This is a genomic window from Pseudomonas sp. B10(2017) (assembly GCF_002113295.1).
Lineage (GTDB): Bacteria > Pseudomonadota > Gammaproteobacteria > Pseudomonadales > Pseudomonadaceae > Aquipseudomonas > Aquipseudomonas pudica.
On record NZ_NEJU01000023.1, the window covers coordinates 38,881 to 55,894 of the forward strand.

At 62.6% G+C, this 17,014-nt stretch carries 16 protein-coding genes and 1 pseudogene; 7 read left to right on the forward strand and 10 right to left on the reverse strand.

Annotated elements, in window-relative coordinates:
- Positions 1-37: 37 nt before the first annotated feature.
- From CAF92_RS22630 to CAF92_RS22640, 3 genes are all read right to left on the reverse strand, one after another.
- Entirely contained in the window at positions 38-808 is a 771-nt protein-coding gene (locus CAF92_RS22630) for a MetQ/NlpA family ABC transporter substrate-binding protein (RefSeq protein WP_085601994.1), read from the reverse strand.
- Positions 809-872: 64 nt separating this feature from the next.
- Positions 873-1,544, reverse strand: a complete 672-nt coding sequence (locus CAF92_RS22635; protein WP_013970307.1) for a methionine ABC transporter permease — start codon at positions 1,542-1,544, stop codon at positions 873-875.
- Positions 1,544-2,551: a methionine ABC transporter ATP-binding protein gene (locus CAF92_RS22640; protein WP_003256960.1), complete on the reverse strand. Its 1,008-nt coding sequence runs from the start codon at positions 2,549-2,551 to the stop codon at positions 1,544-1,546. Before CAF92_RS22640 ends, CAF92_RS22635 begins: the two co-directional genes overlap by 1 nt.
- A gap of 227 nt (positions 2,552-2,778) precedes the next feature.
- Here CAF92_RS22640 and katE point away from each other — a divergent pair, with 227 nt between their 5' ends.
- Positions 2,779-4,914: a catalase HPII gene (gene katE / locus CAF92_RS22645; protein WP_085601995.1), complete on the forward strand. Its 2,136-nt coding sequence runs from the start codon at positions 2,779-2,781 to the stop codon at positions 4,912-4,914.
- Between the two features lie 114 nt (positions 4,915-5,028).
- On the opposite strand, the gene CAF92_RS22650 is transcribed toward katE, so the two are convergent.
- The 4 genes from CAF92_RS22650 to zur all read right to left on the reverse strand — a co-directional run bounded on the left by CAF92_RS22650 (position 5,029) and on the right by zur (position 7,897).
- Positions 5,029-5,736, reverse strand: a complete 708-nt coding sequence (locus tag CAF92_RS22650; RefSeq protein ID WP_085601996.1) for a PA5502 family lipoprotein — start codon at positions 5,734-5,736, stop codon at positions 5,029-5,031.
- Positions 5,737-5,863: 127 nt separating this feature from the next.
- A complete protein-coding gene (gene znuB / locus CAF92_RS22655; RefSeq protein WP_046615274.1) occupies positions 5,864-6,646 on the reverse strand; it encodes a zinc ABC transporter permease subunit ZnuB in 783 nt (260 codons plus the stop codon).
- Positions 6,639-7,415, reverse strand: a complete 777-nt coding sequence (znuC, locus tag CAF92_RS22660; protein WP_046615273.1) for a zinc ABC transporter ATP-binding protein ZnuC — start codon at positions 7,413-7,415, stop codon at positions 6,639-6,641. The genes znuB and znuC overlap by 8 nt, the downstream gene beginning before the upstream one ends.
- Positions 7,412-7,897 (reverse strand): zinc uptake transcriptional repressor Zur, encoded by a 486-nt coding sequence (zur, locus tag CAF92_RS22665; RefSeq protein WP_046615272.1) that lies wholly within the window; start codon positions 7,895-7,897, stop codon positions 7,412-7,414. Before zur ends, znuC begins: the two co-directional genes overlap by 4 nt.
- Before the next feature lie 18 nt (positions 7,898-7,915).
- Here zur and CAF92_RS22670 point away from each other — a divergent pair, with 18 nt between their 5' ends.
- On the forward strand, positions 7,916-8,872 hold the full coding sequence (locus tag CAF92_RS22670; protein ID WP_085601997.1) for a zinc ABC transporter substrate-binding protein: 957 nt from the start codon (positions 7,916-7,918) through the stop codon (positions 8,870-8,872).
- A gap of 111 nt (positions 8,873-8,983) precedes the next feature.
- Here CAF92_RS22670 and CAF92_RS22675 read toward each other — a convergent pair whose 3' ends face one another.
- The gene (locus CAF92_RS22675; protein WP_024087954.1) at positions 8,984-9,934 is read right to left on the reverse strand and encodes a homoserine kinase; all 951 of its coding nucleotides are present in this window, start codon (positions 9,932-9,934) and stop codon (positions 8,984-8,986) included.
- 69 nt (positions 9,935-10,003) lie between these two features.
- Positions 10,004-10,291, reverse strand: a complete 288-nt coding sequence (locus CAF92_RS22680) for a DUF2782 domain-containing protein (RefSeq protein WP_013970316.1) — start codon at positions 10,289-10,291, stop codon at positions 10,004-10,006.
- Between the two features lie 75 nt (positions 10,292-10,366).
- Between CAF92_RS22680 and polA the strand changes: the two genes are divergently transcribed.
- Positions 10,367-13,114 carry a DNA polymerase I gene (gene polA / locus CAF92_RS22685; protein ID WP_046615269.1) on the forward strand — a complete coding sequence of 916 codons (2,748 nt, stop codon included), beginning with the start codon at positions 10,367-10,369 and terminating at the stop codon, positions 13,112-13,114.
- Positions 13,115-13,527: 413 nt separating this feature from the next.
- Here polA and yihA read toward each other — a convergent pair whose 3' ends face one another.
- Positions 13,528-14,160, reverse strand: coding sequence for a ribosome biogenesis GTP-binding protein YihA/YsxC (gene yihA, locus CAF92_RS22690; RefSeq protein WP_003252993.1), 633 nt, complete (start codon positions 14,158-14,160; stop codon positions 13,528-13,530).
- 201 nt (positions 14,161-14,361) lie between these two features.
- Here yihA and CAF92_RS22695 point away from each other — a divergent pair, with 201 nt between their 5' ends.
- The 4 genes and pseudogenes from CAF92_RS22695 to CAF92_RS22710 all read left to right on the forward strand — a co-directional run bounded on the left by CAF92_RS22695 (position 14,362) and on the right by CAF92_RS22710 (position 16,987).
- On the forward strand, positions 14,362-14,664 hold the full coding sequence (locus tag CAF92_RS22695) for a cytochrome c5 family protein (RefSeq protein WP_046615268.1): 303 nt from the start codon (positions 14,362-14,364) through the stop codon (positions 14,662-14,664).
- A gap of 31 nt (positions 14,665-14,695) precedes the next feature.
- The gene (locus CAF92_RS22700; protein WP_003256951.1) at positions 14,696-15,313 is read left to right on the forward strand and encodes a cytochrome c; all 618 of its coding nucleotides are present in this window, start codon (positions 14,696-14,698) and stop codon (positions 15,311-15,313) included.
- Between the two features lie 174 nt (positions 15,314-15,487).
- The gene (gene dsbA / locus CAF92_RS22705; RefSeq protein WP_046615267.1) at positions 15,488-16,120 is read left to right on the forward strand and encodes a thiol:disulfide interchange protein DsbA; all 633 of its coding nucleotides are present in this window, start codon (positions 15,488-15,490) and stop codon (positions 16,118-16,120) included.
- Positions 16,121-16,154: 34 nt separating this feature from the next.
- Positions 16,155-16,987: pseudogene (locus CAF92_RS22710) on the forward strand (endonuclease/exonuclease/phosphatase family protein).
- Positions 16,988-17,014 lie beyond the last annotated feature (27 nt).

Sequence of the window (17,014 nt, forward strand, 5' to 3'; positions counted from 1 at the left end):
GGGTTTACCCGCGAAGAGTCCTGCGCGATATGACGGCTTAGAACGCCGGCACCACAGCGCCTTTGTACTTCTCGTTGATGAACTGCTTCACCTCAGGCGAGTGCAGTGCAGCGGCCAGCTTCTTCATCGCGTCCGAGTCCTTGTTGTCCGGGCGGGCAACCAGGATGTTCACGTAAGGCGAGTCGCTGCCTTCGATGACCAGGGCGTCTTTCTCCGGGTTCAGCTTGGCTTCCAGCGCGTAGTTGGTGTTGATCAGGGCAGCATCGACCTGGGTCAGCACGCGCGGGATGGTGGCTGCTTCCAGCTCACGGAACTTCAGGCTTTTCGGGTTCTCGGCAACATCCTTCACGGTGGACAGGATGTTCTTGTTGTCCTTCAGCTTGATCACACCGGCCTTGTCCAGCAGCAGCAGCGCGCGGCCGCCGTTGGTGGCGTCGTTGGGGATTACCACGGTGGCGCCGGAGGACAGCTCGTCGAGCTTCTTGACCTTGGTCGAGTACACGCCCAGTGGCTCGATGTGCACGCCGGCAACGCTAACCAGGTTGGTGCCCTTGGCCTTGTTGAACTCATCCAGGTACGGCTGGTGCTGGAAGAAGTTGGCGTCAAGGCGCTTTTCGGCAACCTGCACGTTCGGCTGGATGTAGTCGGTGAACTCCTTGACCTTCAGCTCCACGCCCTCTTTCGCCAGTGCAGGTTTGACGAAGTTGAGGATCTCGGCGTGCGGCACCGGGGTAGCGGCAACGGTCAGGGACTCGGCGTGGGCCGAGAAGGCCGCGACAGCGGCGACAACAGCAAGCAGCTTCTTCATTGATCACTCCTTGTGAGGGCCGCGACGGCCCCCGAACGGGTCGGCCGGGCCGACCCCATTGGGGTTACTTACGGGAAAAATGCACGACCAGTTTGTCGCCCACGCTCTGCAGGACTTGTACCAGTACCAGCAACAGCACCACGGTGACGACCATCACGTCGGTCTGGAAACGCTGGTAGCCGAAGCGGATGGCCAGGTCGCCCAGGCCGCCGGCACCGACTACACCTGCCATGGCGGTGTACGACACCAGGGTGATGGCGGTCACGGTTATGGCGGCGAAGATGCCTGGGCGGGCCTCCGGCAGCAGTGCGCTGGTGATGATCTGGCGGGTAGTGGCACCCATCGACTGGGTGGCTTCGATGATGCCGCGGTCCACTTCACGCAGGGCGGTTTCCACCAGGCGTGCGAAGAATGGCGTGGCACCCACCACCAGCGGCGGAATGGCACCGGCGACACCCAGCGAAGTGCCGGTGATCAGCACGGTGATCGGGATCATCACGATCAGCAGGATGATGAACGGCAGCGAGCGCAGGATGTTGACGATCAGCGACAGTAGCGCATACACACCCTTCTGCTCGAACATCTGTTTCGGCCCGCACAGGAACAGCAGCACGCCCAGCGGCAGGCCGAGCAGCACGGTGAAGAACAGCGAGCCGAACAGCATGATCATGGTGTCGACGCTGGCCAGCCAGATTTCGGCCCAGTCGACGTTGGCAAAGAAATTCAGGGCGTCCATCAACGCAGTACCTCCATATGTACGTCAGCTGCCTTGAAGCGGGCGAACGCCGCTTCCATGTCACCGCCGATCAGGGCGAGGGTGAGCTGGCCATAGGGGACATCCTTGATACGGTCGATACGCCCGGCGAGGATGCTGTAGTCCACACCGGTTTCGCGGGCCACGGTGCCCAGCAGCGGCGCGTAGGTGGCGTCGCCCTGGAATGTCAGGCGCACGATGCGGCCCGGCACATGGGCGAAGTCGTCCCGCTGCTCGCCTTCGTCGACCTGCTCGTCTTCCTGGACGAACCGCTTGGTGGTGGGGTGCTGCGGGTGCAGGAACACTTCGGCCACCGAGCCCTGCTCGACGATCTGGCCGGCGTCCATCACTGCCACGCGGTCGCAGACCCGGCGGATAACGTCCATTTCGTGAGTGATCAGTACGATGGTCAGCTTCAGCTCACGGTTGATTTCGGCCAGCAATTGCAGGACCGAGGCGGTGGTTTGCGGGTCGAGGGCGCTAGTGGCCTCGTCGCACAGCAGGATCTTCGGGTTGGTGGACAAGGCGCGGGCGATGCCGACGCGCTGCTTCTGGCCACCGGACAGCTGCGCCGGGTACTTTCTGGCGTGGTCGGAAAGGCCGACGCGGGCCAGCAGTTCGGTCACGCGCTTGTCGATCTCGCTGCGCGACAGCTCGCCGGCCAGGGTCAGTGGCAGGGCGACGTTGTCGGCGACGGTCTTGGAGGCCAGCAGGTTGAAGTGCTGGAAAATCATCCCGACCTGCTGGCGGAAACCGCGCAGCTGGCTGGCGTTGAACGCGGTAACGTCTTCGCCGTCGACGATGATCTTGCCGCCAGAAGGCTCTTCCAGGCGGTTGATCAGGCGCAGCATGGTGCTCTTGCCGGCGCCGGAATGGCCGATCAGGCCGAACACCTGGCCATCTTCGATGGTCAGGCTGGTCGGATTCAGTGCGGGGATTTCCCTACCGGCGACGCGGTAGGTCTTGTGTACCTGTTGGAACTCGATCACGTAGCGAACCTTGTGGGGCGCATGGAATTTGGGTCAGCGGTTAGCTGGGGTCGCGCATTTTAGCCTTTTCCCATAGCTGTTCTTAGCATTTATTTCGTAATGCACCAATCCTTCGGGCATATCGCGACAACCGGTAATCCTGATTGAACGCTCGGCAAAGCCTCCCGGTCACTACTTGCACACAGCCCGAAACGGGTACGCCTGAAGACTGATGAGGAGAGCCGACCATGCCCAGAAAGAACACGGACGCGCCCAAGCACAGCGAAGCCGCTGGCACCCAGACCCCGGACCGGGCCAATACCAACGCCAAGTTACAGAGCCTGGAGGCTGACCGCAGCGATGCTACAGGCCATGCGCTGCGCACCAACCAGGGGGTGCGCATCGCCGACAACCAGAACACGCTGAAGGCCGGTGATCGAGGCCCCTCACTGCTCGAAGATTTCATCATGCGCGAGAAGATCACGCACTTTGACCACGAGCGCATCCCTGAACGCATCGTGCATGCGCGAGGGACGGGGGCGCATGGCTATTTCCAGAGCTATGGCAACCACGCCGAGCTGACCAAGGCCGGCTTCCTGCAGGACCCGGAGAAAGTTACGCCTGTCTTCGTGCGATTTTCCACGGTACAGGGCCCGCGTGGCTCAGCCGACACCGTGCGTGACGTGAGGGGCTTTGCTGTGAAGTTCTACACCGACGAGGGCAACTTCGACCTGGTGGGCAACAACATGCCGGTGTTCTTCATCCAGGATGCGATCAAATTCCCGGATTTCGTCCACGCCGTAAAGCCGGAGCCGCATAACGAGATCCCGACCGGCGCTTCGGCCCATGACACCTTTTGGGATTTCGTCTCGCTTGTACCGGAGTCGGCCCATATGGTCATGTGGGCTATGTCGGACCGTGCTATCCCGCGCAGCTTGCGGATGATGGAAGGGTTCGGGGTGCATACCTTCCGGCTGATCAACGCTGAGGGCGTAGCCAGTTTCGTCAAATTCCACTGGAAGCCGCGCCAGGGTGTGCACTCCTTGCTATGGGACGAAGCGCAGAAATTGGCAGGCAAGGACGCTGACTTCCAGCGTCGCGACTTGTGGGAAGCAATCGAGACGGGCGATTACCCGGAGTGGGAACTGGGCGTACAGATCGTGCCGGAAGCCGATGAGCACAAATTTGATTTCGACCTGCTGGACCCAACCAAGATAATCCCGGAAGAACTGGTGCCGGTTACACCGTTGGGCAAGATGGTCCTGAATCGCAACCCGGACAACTTCTTTGCCGAAGTGGAACAGGTGGCGTTCTGCCCGGGTCATATCGTGCCTGGTATCGACTTTACCAACGACCCCTTGCTGCAGGGGCGGCTGTTCTCCTACACCGACACGCAACTTAGCCGCCTGGGCGGGCCCAATTTCCACCAGATCCCGGTCAACCGCCCCATCGCTCCCAACCACAACAACCAGCGCGATGCCCTGCATCAGCATGTGGTGCACAAGGGCCGCGCATCGTATGAGCCCAATTCCATCGATGGTGGCTGGCCGAAGGAAACGCCACCTGCTGAGCAGGATGGTGGTTTCGAGAGTTATCAGGAGCGTATCGATGCGCACAAGATCCGCCAGCGCAGCGAGTCGTTCGGCGACCACTTCTCGCAGGCGCGGTTGTTCTTCCAGAGCATGAGCCCGACCGAGCAGCAGCACATCATCAAGGCCTACAGCTTTGAATTGGGCAAAGTGGAACGGGAGGCGATCCGCGCTCGGGAAGTGAATGAAATTCTCGCCAATATCGACCTGAAGCTGGCAGCTGCGGTGGCCGCCAACCTGGGCTTGCCTGCGCCGAGCGGGGGCACGGTGCCAGTGAAGGGGAGCCAGCTTGCGCAGTCTCCTGCCTTGAGCCAGATGAACCACCCGGGTTCGGTTGGCATCAAGGGGCGCAAGATTGCCGTGCTGGTGGCAGACGGCGTAGACGCTGCCAGTGTAGACAAGCTGGTCAAGGCCCTGGAAGCGCACAGTGCCCGACCATTGCTCCTTGGGCCGACCTCGGCACCGGTGAAGGCTGCGGACGGCAAGCAACTGCCGGTGGATGCTTCCATGGAAGGGATGCCATCGATCATGTTCGATGGCATTGTCGTGCCTGGGGGCAAGGCTTCGACCGATGCGCTGGCGGCCAGCGGCTTGGCCAAGCACTTCTTGTTGGAGGGCTACAAGCACCTGAAGGCGATGGTGTTGACCAAAGAGCTTTTGGGCAGCTTGGGGTTGAAAGAAGACAAAGGGTTGCTGCTGGGAGATGAGCAGAAGATCGTAGATGCCTTCGTCAAAGCGGTAGAAGGGCATCGGGTGTGGGAGCGGGAGGCAGCTGCGGAGGCTGTGCCGGCCTAAGGCGCTGCTTCGCAGCCCATCGCCGGGAAGCCAGCTCCCACAGGTACTGCACCAGGCTTGAAATTGGTGCGGTCGAGGTGGGAGCTGGTTTGCCGGCGATAGGGCCCGGGAGGCTCATTGCTGATGCGGAACCAGAACCACCTGCGCAGGCAGCGATCGCTGAATCTGGTGCTTCTGCTTCAGCTCGAACCCGCTGTCGATCTTGCGCACGCGTTTTTCCAGCAAGGTCTTCAGCCAAGGCGCATCCTCGGTCCGCGGCACCTGGAACACCACGTCGCACTGATAACTCACCACATCGGCGGCAATGTCATCCAGCTGGCGACGCATGGCGCGGCTGTCGGTGGTTTTCAAGGCCACGACGGTGCTCGGTGCAGCCGGGTCGATGATGCGCGCCTTGGGCTTGGCCTCGGCAGCTTTCAGCGCCGCTTCAGCCTTCTCCAGCTCTGCTTTGCGCGCCTGGGTCACTGCATCGCCACCAGTCACTGCCGGGGCCTGCGGCATCAGCGCACGGGCACGGGCCAAGGCGGTGGCGGCAGCGTTCACATCACCCTTCTGCAGGAAGATCTGGCTGCGTTGCAGGTAGGCTTCGGCGAGTTGGCGCTGGTATTGCTCCAGACGCGCGTCATCCGGCGCCTGCGCCTGCAAGGCTGCCAGCTGGTCTTCGGCGGTGGCCAGCTCGTTGCTGGCGATGTTCTGTTGCAACTGCTGCCAGGCATCGGCTTGGGCAGGTGCGGTGACCTGTTCTACCGGCGCGCTGGAACACGCAGCCAGGAACAGGGAAAACGCGGCAACAAGCAGATAACGGGAGGCGAACGGCTTCATTCCTGCGACTCTCTATTTGCGCAAAAAGCGAGCAAGTCTACACCCAGGTGCGCACGCTCGAAAACAAGTCTTACAGACCCTTTACGTGCGAAAAGGTTGCAGGGCGCGCCTTCACACGCCCTGTTTTTCAGCGTTTTGGCAGGGCCAGGCTCAGCAAGAATAGCACCGCCGCGCAGACCACGATCGATGGGCCTGCGGGAGTGTCCTTGAACCAGGACATGGCCAGGCCGCCGCATACTGCGGTCACGCCCAGCAAGCTGGCGCCCAGGGCCATCTGCTCGGGAGAGCGGGCGTGACGTTGTGCCGCAGCGGCAGGAATGATCAGCAGCGAGGTGATCAGCAGCACACCAACGATCTTCATGGCCACGGCAATCACCACCGCGATCAGCAGCATCAGCGCCATGCGCAGCCCGGCCACCGGCAGGCCTTCGACCATGGCCAGCTCTTCGTGCACGGTAACTGCCAGCAACGGCCGCCAAAGCGCAGCGAGCAGCAGCAAAACCAGCGCGCTGCCGCCAAGGATCCAGGCCAGGTCGGTGGTGTTGATGGCCAGCAGGTCGCCGAACAGGTACGCCATCAGGTCGATGCGCACGTCATGCATGAAGCTCAGCACCACCAGGCCCAGCGACAGGGTGCTGGGGGCGAGGATGCCGAGCAGGGTGTCGGAGGCCAGCGGCTGGCGTTGCTGCAAGGTCACCAGCAAGATCGCCAGCAACAGGCAGCCCACGGTTACCGCCAGCGCCGGGCTGACGTCCAGGGCGAAGCCCAGGGCCACGCCTAGCAGGGCGGCGTGGGACAAGGTGTCGCCAAAATAGGCCATGCGCCGCCACACCACGAAGGAGCCCAGTGGGCCGGCCACCAGCGCCAGGGACAAACCGGCAAGCAGGGCGTAGAGAAGAAAATCAGCCATGCTTGCAGTGCGCTCCGTGAACATGGGGGCCAGGGGCGACCACCGAGCCGTGCAGGTCGTGGCTGTGGTCGTGATGGTGGTGGTAGATGGCCAGGCTGGGTGCGGCGTTCTGGCCGAACAGCTCGACGAATGCCGGGTCGCCGCTTACCTGCTCGGGGTGGCCCGAACAGCACACGTGGCGGTTCAGACACACCACCTGGTCGGTGGCACTCATCACCAGGTGCAGGTCGTGGGAAACCATTAGCACGCCGCAGCCGTGGCGGTCGCGCAGGCGGGTAATGAGGTTGTACAGCTCGGTCTGGCCGACCACGTCTACGCCCTGCACCGGCTCGTCGAGCACCAGCAGCTGGGGTTCGCGCAGCAGGGCGCGGGCCAACAATACCCGCTGCATCTCGCCGCCGGAAACGGTCTGGATCGGGCTATCGATGACCTGTTCTGCGCCCACTTCCTGCAACGCCGACAAGGCTGCCGCGCGGTCTACACCGGGCACCAGGCGCAAGAAGCGCAGTACCGACAGCGGCAGCGTGGCATCAACCTGGATCTTTTGCGGCATGTAGCCAATGCGCAGTTTCGGCTTGCGCCATACCTTGCCGCGGTGCGGCTTGAGCAGACCAAGCACGGCGCGCACCAAGGTGGTCTTGCCTGCGCCGTTCGGGCCGATCAGGGTGACGATCTGGCCAGGTGCGACCGACAGGTCGATGCTGTCTAGCACCGCCTCGCCACCGAAAGTGACACCGACCTGCTCCAGGCGGATCAGCGCATCGTTCATGCCGCGCTCCGGCAATTGCTGCACAGACCTACCACCTCAACCGTCTGGGTCTCGACCGTGAAGCCCACGCCCTTGGCGCTGCTGATGATGGCTTCGCTGATGCTGTTCTGTTCCAGTTCGATGGCTACATGGCAGGCCCGGCAGATCAGGAACTGACCCTGGTGCAGGTGTTCCGGGTGGCTGCAGCCGATGAAGGCGTTGAGCGAGGCGATGCGGTGCACCAGGCCGTTTTCCAGCAGGAAGTCCAGCGCACGGTACACCGTTGGGGGCGCGGCTCGGCGGCCGTCCTGCTCACTGAGCACGGCGAGGATGTCGTAGGCGCCCAGTGGCTTGTGGCTTTGCCAGACCAGTTCCAGCACTCGACGGCGCAGCGCGGTCAGGCGCAGGCCCTGGCGGGTGCACAAGGCGTCGGCTTCAGTCAGTGCGCTGTGTACGCAATGAGAATGATCGTGAGGACGGTTGGCCAGCGGCGTGATGGACATGGGCAGCGACGGTTCTGGATGGAGACGTTATTATGTTACCTGTTTCTGATGACTCGAGTATTCACCGTGTCCCGATTCCTAGTCCTTTTTGTCGCTTTCATCGCATTTTCCGCCCAGGCCGACGTGCGCGTGCTGACCAGTATCAAACCGCTGCAGCAGATTGCCGCCGCCGTGCAGGATGGTGTTGGCAACCCCGAAGTATTGCTGCCGCCGGGTGCTTCGCCGCACCACTATGCGCTGCGCCCGTCCGACGTACGGCGGGTGGGCGATGCCGACCTGCTGTACTGGATCGGTCCGGACATGGAGGGCTTCCTGCCGCGGGTATTGGGTAATCGCAGCAAGCCCACGGTGGCCGTGCAGGCGTTACCGGGCATGAAGCTGCGGCATTTTGGCGAGGACAGCCATTCCCACGAGGAAGAAGACCATGACGACCATGATCATGACCACCGCCCGGGCAGCCTGGACGCGCACCTGTGGCTATCGTCGGTCAATGCGCGGGTGATTGCCGCGAAAATGGCGGCTGATCTGGCGCAGGTCGATCCGGCCAATGCGGCGCGCTACCAGAGCAACCTCACGGCCTTCGACGAACGCTTGGACGCGCTGGATGGGCGGATCAAGGCGCAGGTGGCCGGGATCGCCGGCAAGCCTTACTTCGTGTTCCACGAAGCGTTCGACTATTTCGAAGCAGAGTATGGGCTCAAGCACACCGGGGTGTTCAGCGTGGCTTCCGAGGTGCAGCCGGGTGCGCAGCACGTGGCGGCCATGCGCAAGCGCCTGCAGGAAGTGGGCAAGACTTGTGTGTTCAGCGAACCGCCGCTGCGGCCACGGCTTGCCGAGACTTTGACCGCCGGGCTGCCGGTGCGCCTGGCCGAGCTGGATGCCCTGGGCGGTACCGACCCTGTGGATGGCAAAGGCTATGAGCGCTTGCTGGAAAAGTTGGGTGGCGACCTGGTTGGGTGCCTGGAACAGCTGTAGGCCTGTGCCGGCCTCTTCGCGGGTAAACCCGCTCCCACAGGGATAGCGCCAGCTTCACGCCTTTCACCGTACCTGTGGGAGCGGGTTTACCCGCGAAGAAGCAGACACGCTCTAGAGGGCGAACGGCAGGTGCAATGCCACCTGCTGACGCTGCGCCAAACGCACTTCGAACTCGCTCGGGTCGTGGATCATCACATCCATCCCTGCAAACGATTCCGCTGCAATCAGGCGCGACAACCAGAAGCGCACGCAGCCTACCCGCAACATCTCCGGCCACAGCTCGGCTTCGGCTGCGGTGAAGGGCCGTAGCGCCGCATAGGCCGCCAGCAGCGCCTGGGCACGTGGCACATCGATTGCGCCGTGTTCATCCAGGCACCAGTCGTTCACGGTGATGGCTATGTCATACAGCATCGGCCCGGAACAGGCGTTGTAGAAGTCGATTACACCGGTCAGGTGGGTGCCTTCGAACATCACGTTGTCGCGGAACAGGTCCGCATGCAGGTTGGCCCGTGGCAGGGCCAGGATCTGTGCCTTGTGTGCGCTGATTTCATCCAGCGCCGGCTGCAGCAGCGCGGCTTGCTCGGCAGTAAGGCGCGGCAGCAGCTCGGCACCCGAGGCCAGCATCCAGTCCAGGCCGCGGTCGGTGCGGCGCTCGATGATGTGCTCGCGGGTAGCCAGGTGAATGTGCGCCAGCAGCTCGCCGACCTGGGCGCAGTGCTGGGCGTTCGGTGCCTTGATGTGCTTGCCCGACAGCCGTGGTTGCAGCAGCGCCGGCTTGCCGCACAGCTCGCGCAGGCCATTGCCGTCGCGGTCGCGTATTGCATAGGGCACCGGCATGTCGGCTGCGTGCAAAGTGTCCAGCAGCTCGATGAAGAACGGCATGTCCTCGCTGGGCCCGCGCTCGATCAGCGTCAGGACGAACTCCCCCTGTTCGAGGCTGACGAAGAAATTGCTGTTCTCGGTGCCGGCGGCGATGCCCTGGAAATCGAGCAGACGACCCAGCGCGTACGGTGCCAGAAAGGTTTCCAGCTCAGGCCGGGTCACGGGGGTGAAGACTGACATGATGAAAAATTGCCCATACGGGCACTTCCGCCGGGAAGTGCCGGGTTGATGTGAACGGTGCGCGTCAGATTACCACTCGAAGATCTTCCAGGACGGAATCAGCATGTCCGGCTGGTCGGATCGAATGAAATTGCCATCAGAGCCATCGGCGCGTACCAGGAAATAAGGCTTGCCGTTTTTCGGCGTGATCTTGATCGCATACAGGAACCCGTTCTGCCGGTACTCCTGGATGGTTTTGTCGCCTTCCGTGCGAATGGTCACCTCGGGATCGGCCGAGGGGGCGTCGTCCGCCGCCAGGGTGACGACAGGCATGGTGGCCAACAGACCGAGCAGTAACAGGCGATTGAGTGTACGCATGATAACCTTGTCCCTTTGTCGTCAATGATTCTGGCTATTCTAGCGCCGGACCCGTCGAAAAGGTTGATTCTGCTCATGAGCCAAGCGCCCCTCGTCCTGGTGGACGGTTCCTCCTACCTGTACCGCGCCTTCCACGCGCTGCCGCCGTTGACTACCTCCAAAGGCATGCCGACCGGCGCGGTGAAGGGGGTGCTGAACATGCTCAAGAGCCTGCGCAAGCAATACCCCGACAGCCTGTTCGCGGTGGTGTTCGACGCCAAGGGTGGCACCTTCCGCGATGCCATGTTCGCCGAATACAAGGCCAACCGCCCAAGCATGCCGGACGACCTGCGGGTGCAGATCGAGCCGCTGCACGCCAGCGTCAAGGCGCTGGGCTACCCGCTGCTGTGCGTCGAGGGGGTCGAGGCCGACGACGTGATCGGCACCCTGGCGCGCAGCAGCGCCGCGCTGGGCCGCCCGGTGATCATCTCGACCGGTGACAAGGACATGGCGCAGCTGGTGGACGGGCACATTACCTTGGTCAACACCATGACCGGAAGCGTGCTGGACGTGGCTGGCGTGCACGAGAAATTTGGCGTCGGCCCGGAACATATCATCGACTTCCTGGCGCTGATGGGCGACAAGGTCGACAACATCCCCGGTGTACCGGGGGTGGGCGAAAAAACCGCGGTGGGCCTGCTTACCGGTATCGGCGGTGGCCTCAGCGACCTGTATGCCAACCTGGACAAGGTCCCGACACTGGCCATTCGCGGCGCCAAGACCCTGCCGGCCAAGCTGGAAGAGCACCGCGACGCGGCGTTCCTGTCTTATGAGCTGGCTACCATCAAGGTCGACGTGCCCCTGGATATCGAAGTTGATGCCCTGGTGTGCGGCGAACCTGATCGCGAAGCGTTGCTGGCGCTGTACACCGAGATGGAATTCAAGAGCTGGGTCGCCGAGGTGCAGCGTGACGCTGCCAACGCCGGTGACGATATTGCGCCGGTCGCGGAGCCGGTGGCCAAGATCGAGCCCAGGTACGAGACCATTCTCGACCAGGCCCGTTTCGACTTCTGGCTGGAGAAGCTGCGCCAGGCGCCACTGTTCGCTTTCGACACCGAGACCACCAGCCTGGACGCGCAGCAGGCGCAGCTTGTCGGCCTGTCGTTCGCCGTCGAGCCGCATGAAGCGGCCTATGTGCCGCTGGCCCACGACTATGAAGGCGCGCCGGTCCAGCTGGACCGCGCCGCCGTGCTGCTGGCGCTGAAGCCGCTACTGGAAGACCCGGCCAAGGCCAAGGTCGGGCAGAACGCCAAGTACGATATCAACATCCTTGCCAACGGCTCGCCCGCCATCGAAATGCGCGGCGTTGCCTACGACACCATGCTCGAGTCGTACGTGCTGAACTCCACCGCCACCCGTCACGACATGGACAGCCTGGCGCAGAAGTACCTCGACCACACCACCATCGCTTTCGAGGACATTGCCGGCAAAGGCGCCAAGCAGCTGACCTTCAACCAGATCCACCTGGACAAGGCCGGCCCCTACGCTGCCGAAGACGCGGACATCACCCTGCGTCTGCACCAGGCGCTGCAGGTGCGCCTGGCGCAGACGCCGAGCGTGCAGCCGGTACTGATGGACATCGAGATGCCGCTGGTGCCGGTGCTGGCCAAGATCGAGCGCCAGGGGGCGCTGGTCGATGCTGCGCTGCTGCAGGTGCAGAGCGGTGAGCTGGGGGTGAAGATGGCCGAGCTGGAGCAGCGCGCCTATGAGCTGGCCGGTGAGGAGTTCAACCTCGGCTCGCCCAAGCAGCTGGGCGCGATTCTCTACGACAAGCTGGGCATGCCGGTGCTGAGCAAGACCACCAAAGGCCAGCCATCCACGGCGGAGGCGGTGCTCGACGAGCTGGCCGAACAAGGCTACCCGCTGCCGGAGGTACTGATGCAGTACCGCAGTCTGAGCAAGCTCAAGAGCACCTACACCGACAAGCTGCCAGGGCAGATAAACCCGCGCACCGGGCGTATCCACACCTCATATCAGCAGGCGGTGGCGGCCACTGGCCGGCTGTCGTCCAGCGACCCGAACCTGCAGAACATTCCGATCCGTACTGCCGAAGGCCGACGCATCCGCCAGGCCTTCGTCGCCAGCCCGGGCTACAAGCTGCTGGCGGCGGACTACTCGCAGATCGAGTTGCGCATCATGGCCCACCTGGCCAAGGACGAAGGCTTGCTGCATGCCTTCCGCAACGACCTGGACGTGCACCGCGCCACAGCGGCGGAAGTATTCGGCGTAGCCCTGGAAGACGTCACCACCGACCAGCGCCGCAGTGCCAAGGCCATCAACTTCGGGCTGATCTACGGCATGAGCGCCTTTGGCCTGGCCAAGCAGATCGGCGTCGACCGCAAGCAGTCGCAGGATTACATCGACCGCTACTTCGCACGCTACCCGGGCGTGCTGGCCTACATGGAGCGCACCCGCGCCCAGGCGGCGGAGCAAGGCTTTGTCGAAACCCTGTTCGGCCGCCGCCTGTACCTGCCGGATATCAATGCCAAGAACCCGGCTCTGCGCAAGGGCGCCGAGCGCACGGCGATCAACGCCCCGATGCAAGGCACTGCGGCCGACATCATCAAGCGGGCCATGGTCAATGTGGATAACTGGCTGAGCGAGAGCGGGCTGGATGCCCGGGTGATCCTGCAGGTACACGACGAACTGGTGCTGGAAGTGCGCGAGGACCTGGTTGAGCAAGTGAAAGATGAAATCCGCCAGCACATGAGCAAGGCCGCACAGCTGGATGTACCGCTGCTGGTCGAGGCAGGAATTGGTGCGAATTGGGACGAAGCTCACTGATCGGGCGGGGAAAGCTGTGTAGGATCCGTGACGTAGGGATGCGGATCCTGGCACTGCTCAGTGCCAGCGGTGCTGAAGTTTCATGAAACTATCGCAAATAGTTTTCAGGGCTTTGGAACTAAACCGGTGAAGCGGAACTCATAGTAACTGAATGGCTGGTGAAGCCTTTCGATGCTCCTATGTTGTGTTAAGTGTTGGCAGATATCTGGACCCCGCCCTAGCGGTCCGGACTTGGACCCCGAACTTCCCCCTCCCCATACGAAGTCCGGGGTTTTTTTTGCCCGGAATTTGCCCTGAGTCTGGTGAAGGAACACTGTGGGAGCGGGCGCGCCCGCGAACCTGGGCGAAGCCCAGGCCATGCTCCGCGCTGGATTCTTCGCGGGCATGCCCGCTCCCGCAGGTTGAGCAAACCTTCAAATGACTGGCTTGTCTTCCAGTTCCATCCAGTCCGCCAGCACTCGGTAGGCATCTTCAACGCCCAGGCGCTTGGGCGCCGAGAACAGCTGGATCGTCACGCCGTCGCCCCAACCCTTGCGGATTTCCGACTGCACCTTGAGCAAAGTGTTCTTGCCCGCGCCGTGGGTCAGCTTGTCGGCCTTGGTCAGCAGGATGTGCATCGGCATGCTGCTGGCCTTTGCCCAATCGAGCATCATCTTGTCGAAGTCGGTCATCGGGTGGCGCACGTCCATCATCAGGATTACGCCACGCAGGCACTCCCGGCTGCCAAGGTAGGCTTCCAGGTGTTTCTGCCAGTGCTGCTTGAGCGGAATAGGGACTTTTGCATAACCGTAGCCTGGCAGGTCGACCAAACGCCGTTCATCGTCCAGACTGAAGAAATTCAACAGCTGGGTGCGCCCGGGGGTTTTCGAGGTGCGCGCCAGGCTGGCATGAGTCAGGGTGTTGAGGGCGCTGGATTTGCCGGCGTTGGAGCGGCCGGCGAAAGCCACCTCGTAACCCTGGTCGTCCGGGCATTGTTCGACCTTGGCAGCGCTGAGGGCGAATTTGGCTTTCTGGCAGAGGCCGAGGATGGGGTTCTTGACTTGCATGGGATATCCGATGTGGGTGTTGCCTGACTCTGTAGGCCCGAGCCTGGCAAGCGGTGTCGTTTCCGTTTGGATGGCGGAAGTATATAATGCCCCAGTTTTTGTGTGCTCATTCTCCCAGAGAAGGAGAACGGGCATGGGGTGTCGAACAATAGCTCGCGCAACAGAACGCAGCGCGGCCCCCAACCCTGAAGGTCGTTCCGCATGGCGAAATGGCTGCTTGCTGTCGGTATGTTCCTGCCGTTTTACAGCGCACAGGCTACACAGGATCCCGAGGTGTTGTACAACCGCACGTGTGCGGCCTGTCACGCCGGGCAGTTGCCACAGGCACCCAGGCAGGGTGACCGGGCAGCATGGGAGCCAAGGCTGGCGCAAGGCATGGATGTACTGGTGAAGCACGTGACCCAGGGTTTCAAGGCTATGCCGCCGCGTGGATTGTGCATGGACTGCAGTGCCGAGGACTACCGTTTGGTCATCCTTTGGATGAGTGGCAGTCCCGATACATAACATTTCACCCTTAGCCGTGTTGGATTAGCTGATGAACAAACTAGTCGTGAGTCTGCTGTTGACCCTGGGTGTCGCAGGTGCGGCCACTGCTGCGCAACCCGTCAAAGGCGATGCCGCCGCCGGCCAGGCCAAGACGGCCGTCTGTGGCGCCTGCCACAACCCCGACGGCAACAGCCTGGCACCGAACTTCCCGAAACTGGCCGGCCAAGGCCAGCGCTATCTTGAAAAACAACTGCACGATATCAAGTCGGGCAAGCGTACCGTGCTGGAAATGACCGGCATGCTGGCCGCATTCAGCGACCAGGACCTGGCCGACATCGCCGCCTACTTCTCCAGCCAGAAAGGCAGCGTGGGCGCCGCCGATCCCAAGCTGGTCGAACGTGGCCGGGCGCTGTTCAACGGCGGTGACCTGGAAAAAGGCATGCCTGCCTGCACCGGCTGCCACTCACCGAACGGCGCGGGTATCGCCCTGGCCGGCTTCCCGCACCTGGGCGGGCAGCACGCGCAGTACGTGACCAAGCAGCTCACCGACTTCCGCGAAGGAAACCGCACCAACGATGGCGATGCCATGACCATGCGCACCATCGCCGGCAAGCTGAGCAACCACGACATCGAGGCGTTGGCCAGTTACATCCAGGGCCTGCACTGAGGCCATTACAGGCAGCGCATTAACCTTCAGTTAATGTTGTAAGGCAATGATGAAAGGGCGGCCGGACCGCCCTTTTTTCCGTCCGCAGCCGTTACACTACAGAACTCGGCCCCTTCCCGGCCTGTCTCAGAGCAGGTCGCGTCGTGGCGACCAATGACTGCCCAGGAGTAAAGCATGCGTAAACTGATTCTCAGCGCCGCGCTGGTCGCTGCCAGCGTATTCGGTATGACTGCCATCCAGGCCGCCGAGCCTGCCGCCGGCAAGGAATACCTCGAGCTGAGCAACCCTGTTCCGGTTTCCGTGCCTGGCAAGATCGAAGTGGTCGAGCTGTTCTGGTACGGCTGCCCACACTGCTACCACTTCGAGCCGACCATCAACCCGTGGGTAGAAAAACTGCCCAAGGACGTCAACTTCAAGCGCGTACCGGCCATGTTCGGTGGTGCGTGGGATGCCCACGGCCAGATGTTCCTGACCCTCGAAGCCATGGGCGTCGAGCAGAAAGTGCACGCCGCAGTGTTCGACGCCATCCAGAACCAGCGCAAGCGCCTGACCGACCCGCAAGACATGGCCGATTTCCTTGCCACCCAAGGCGTGGACAAGGACAAGTTCCTCGCCACCTTCAACTCGTTCGCCATCAAGGGCCAGGTCAACCAGGCCAAGGAACTGGCGAAGAAGTACGAGATCACCGGCGTACCGAGCATGGTGGTCAACGGCAAGTACCGCTTCGACCTGGGTACTGCCGGCGGGCCGGAAGGCGTACTGAACGTTGCCGACCAGCTGATCGCCAAGGAGCGCGCCGCTAAGTAAGCGGCGTAACCCATGCGCCGCTTCAGAACCGCGCGTGGCATTGGCCTGCACCAGCCGCAGGTCAACGAGCATCACCTGCAGGCGCCTGGCCTGCCCGAGGATGGTCGTCTGCGGCTGCTCAGTTTCAACATCCAGGTGGGCATCAGCACCGAGCGGTATCGGCATTACGTGACTCGTAGTTGGCAGCACCTGCTGCCGCACAACGGGCGAGCAGGCAACCTGCAGAAAATTGGCCAACTGCTGGGCGACTTCGACCTGGTGGCCCTGCAGGAGGCCGATGGCGGCAGCCTGCGCTCGGGCTACGTCAACCAGGTCGAGCACCTTGCCCACCTGGGCGCCTTCCCCTACTGGTACCAGCAACTCAACCGCAACCTTGGGCGTTTTGCCCAGCACAGCAATGGCGTGCTCAGCCGCCTGAAGCCACAACTGCTCGAGGATCACCCGTTGCCCGGCCCGGCTGGGCGTGGTGCGATCCTGGTGCGCTTTGGCGAGGGTGAAGATGCGTTGATCGTGGTGATGATGCACCTTGCCCTCGGTGCCAAGACCCGCGCCCTGCAGCTGGGTTACATTCGCGAGCTGATTGGCGGCTACCGGCACCAGGTGCTGATGGGCGACATGAATACCCATGCAACCGACCTGCTGGAGCACTCGCCGCTGCGCGATCTGGGCCTGATCGCCCCGCAAGTCGAGGCCACCTTCCCCAGCTGGCGCCCGCAGCGTTGCCTTGACCACATCCTGCTCAGCTCAAGCCTCACGCTGGAGCGCGTCGAGGTGCTGGCGCAACCAATTTCCGACCACCTTCCCGTTGCTGTCGAGATTCGATTGCCTGATGCATTGACTGTGGATACGCTGCCGGTCCTGAGCTAATTGCCATCACCGTTTGCGGACCCGGGC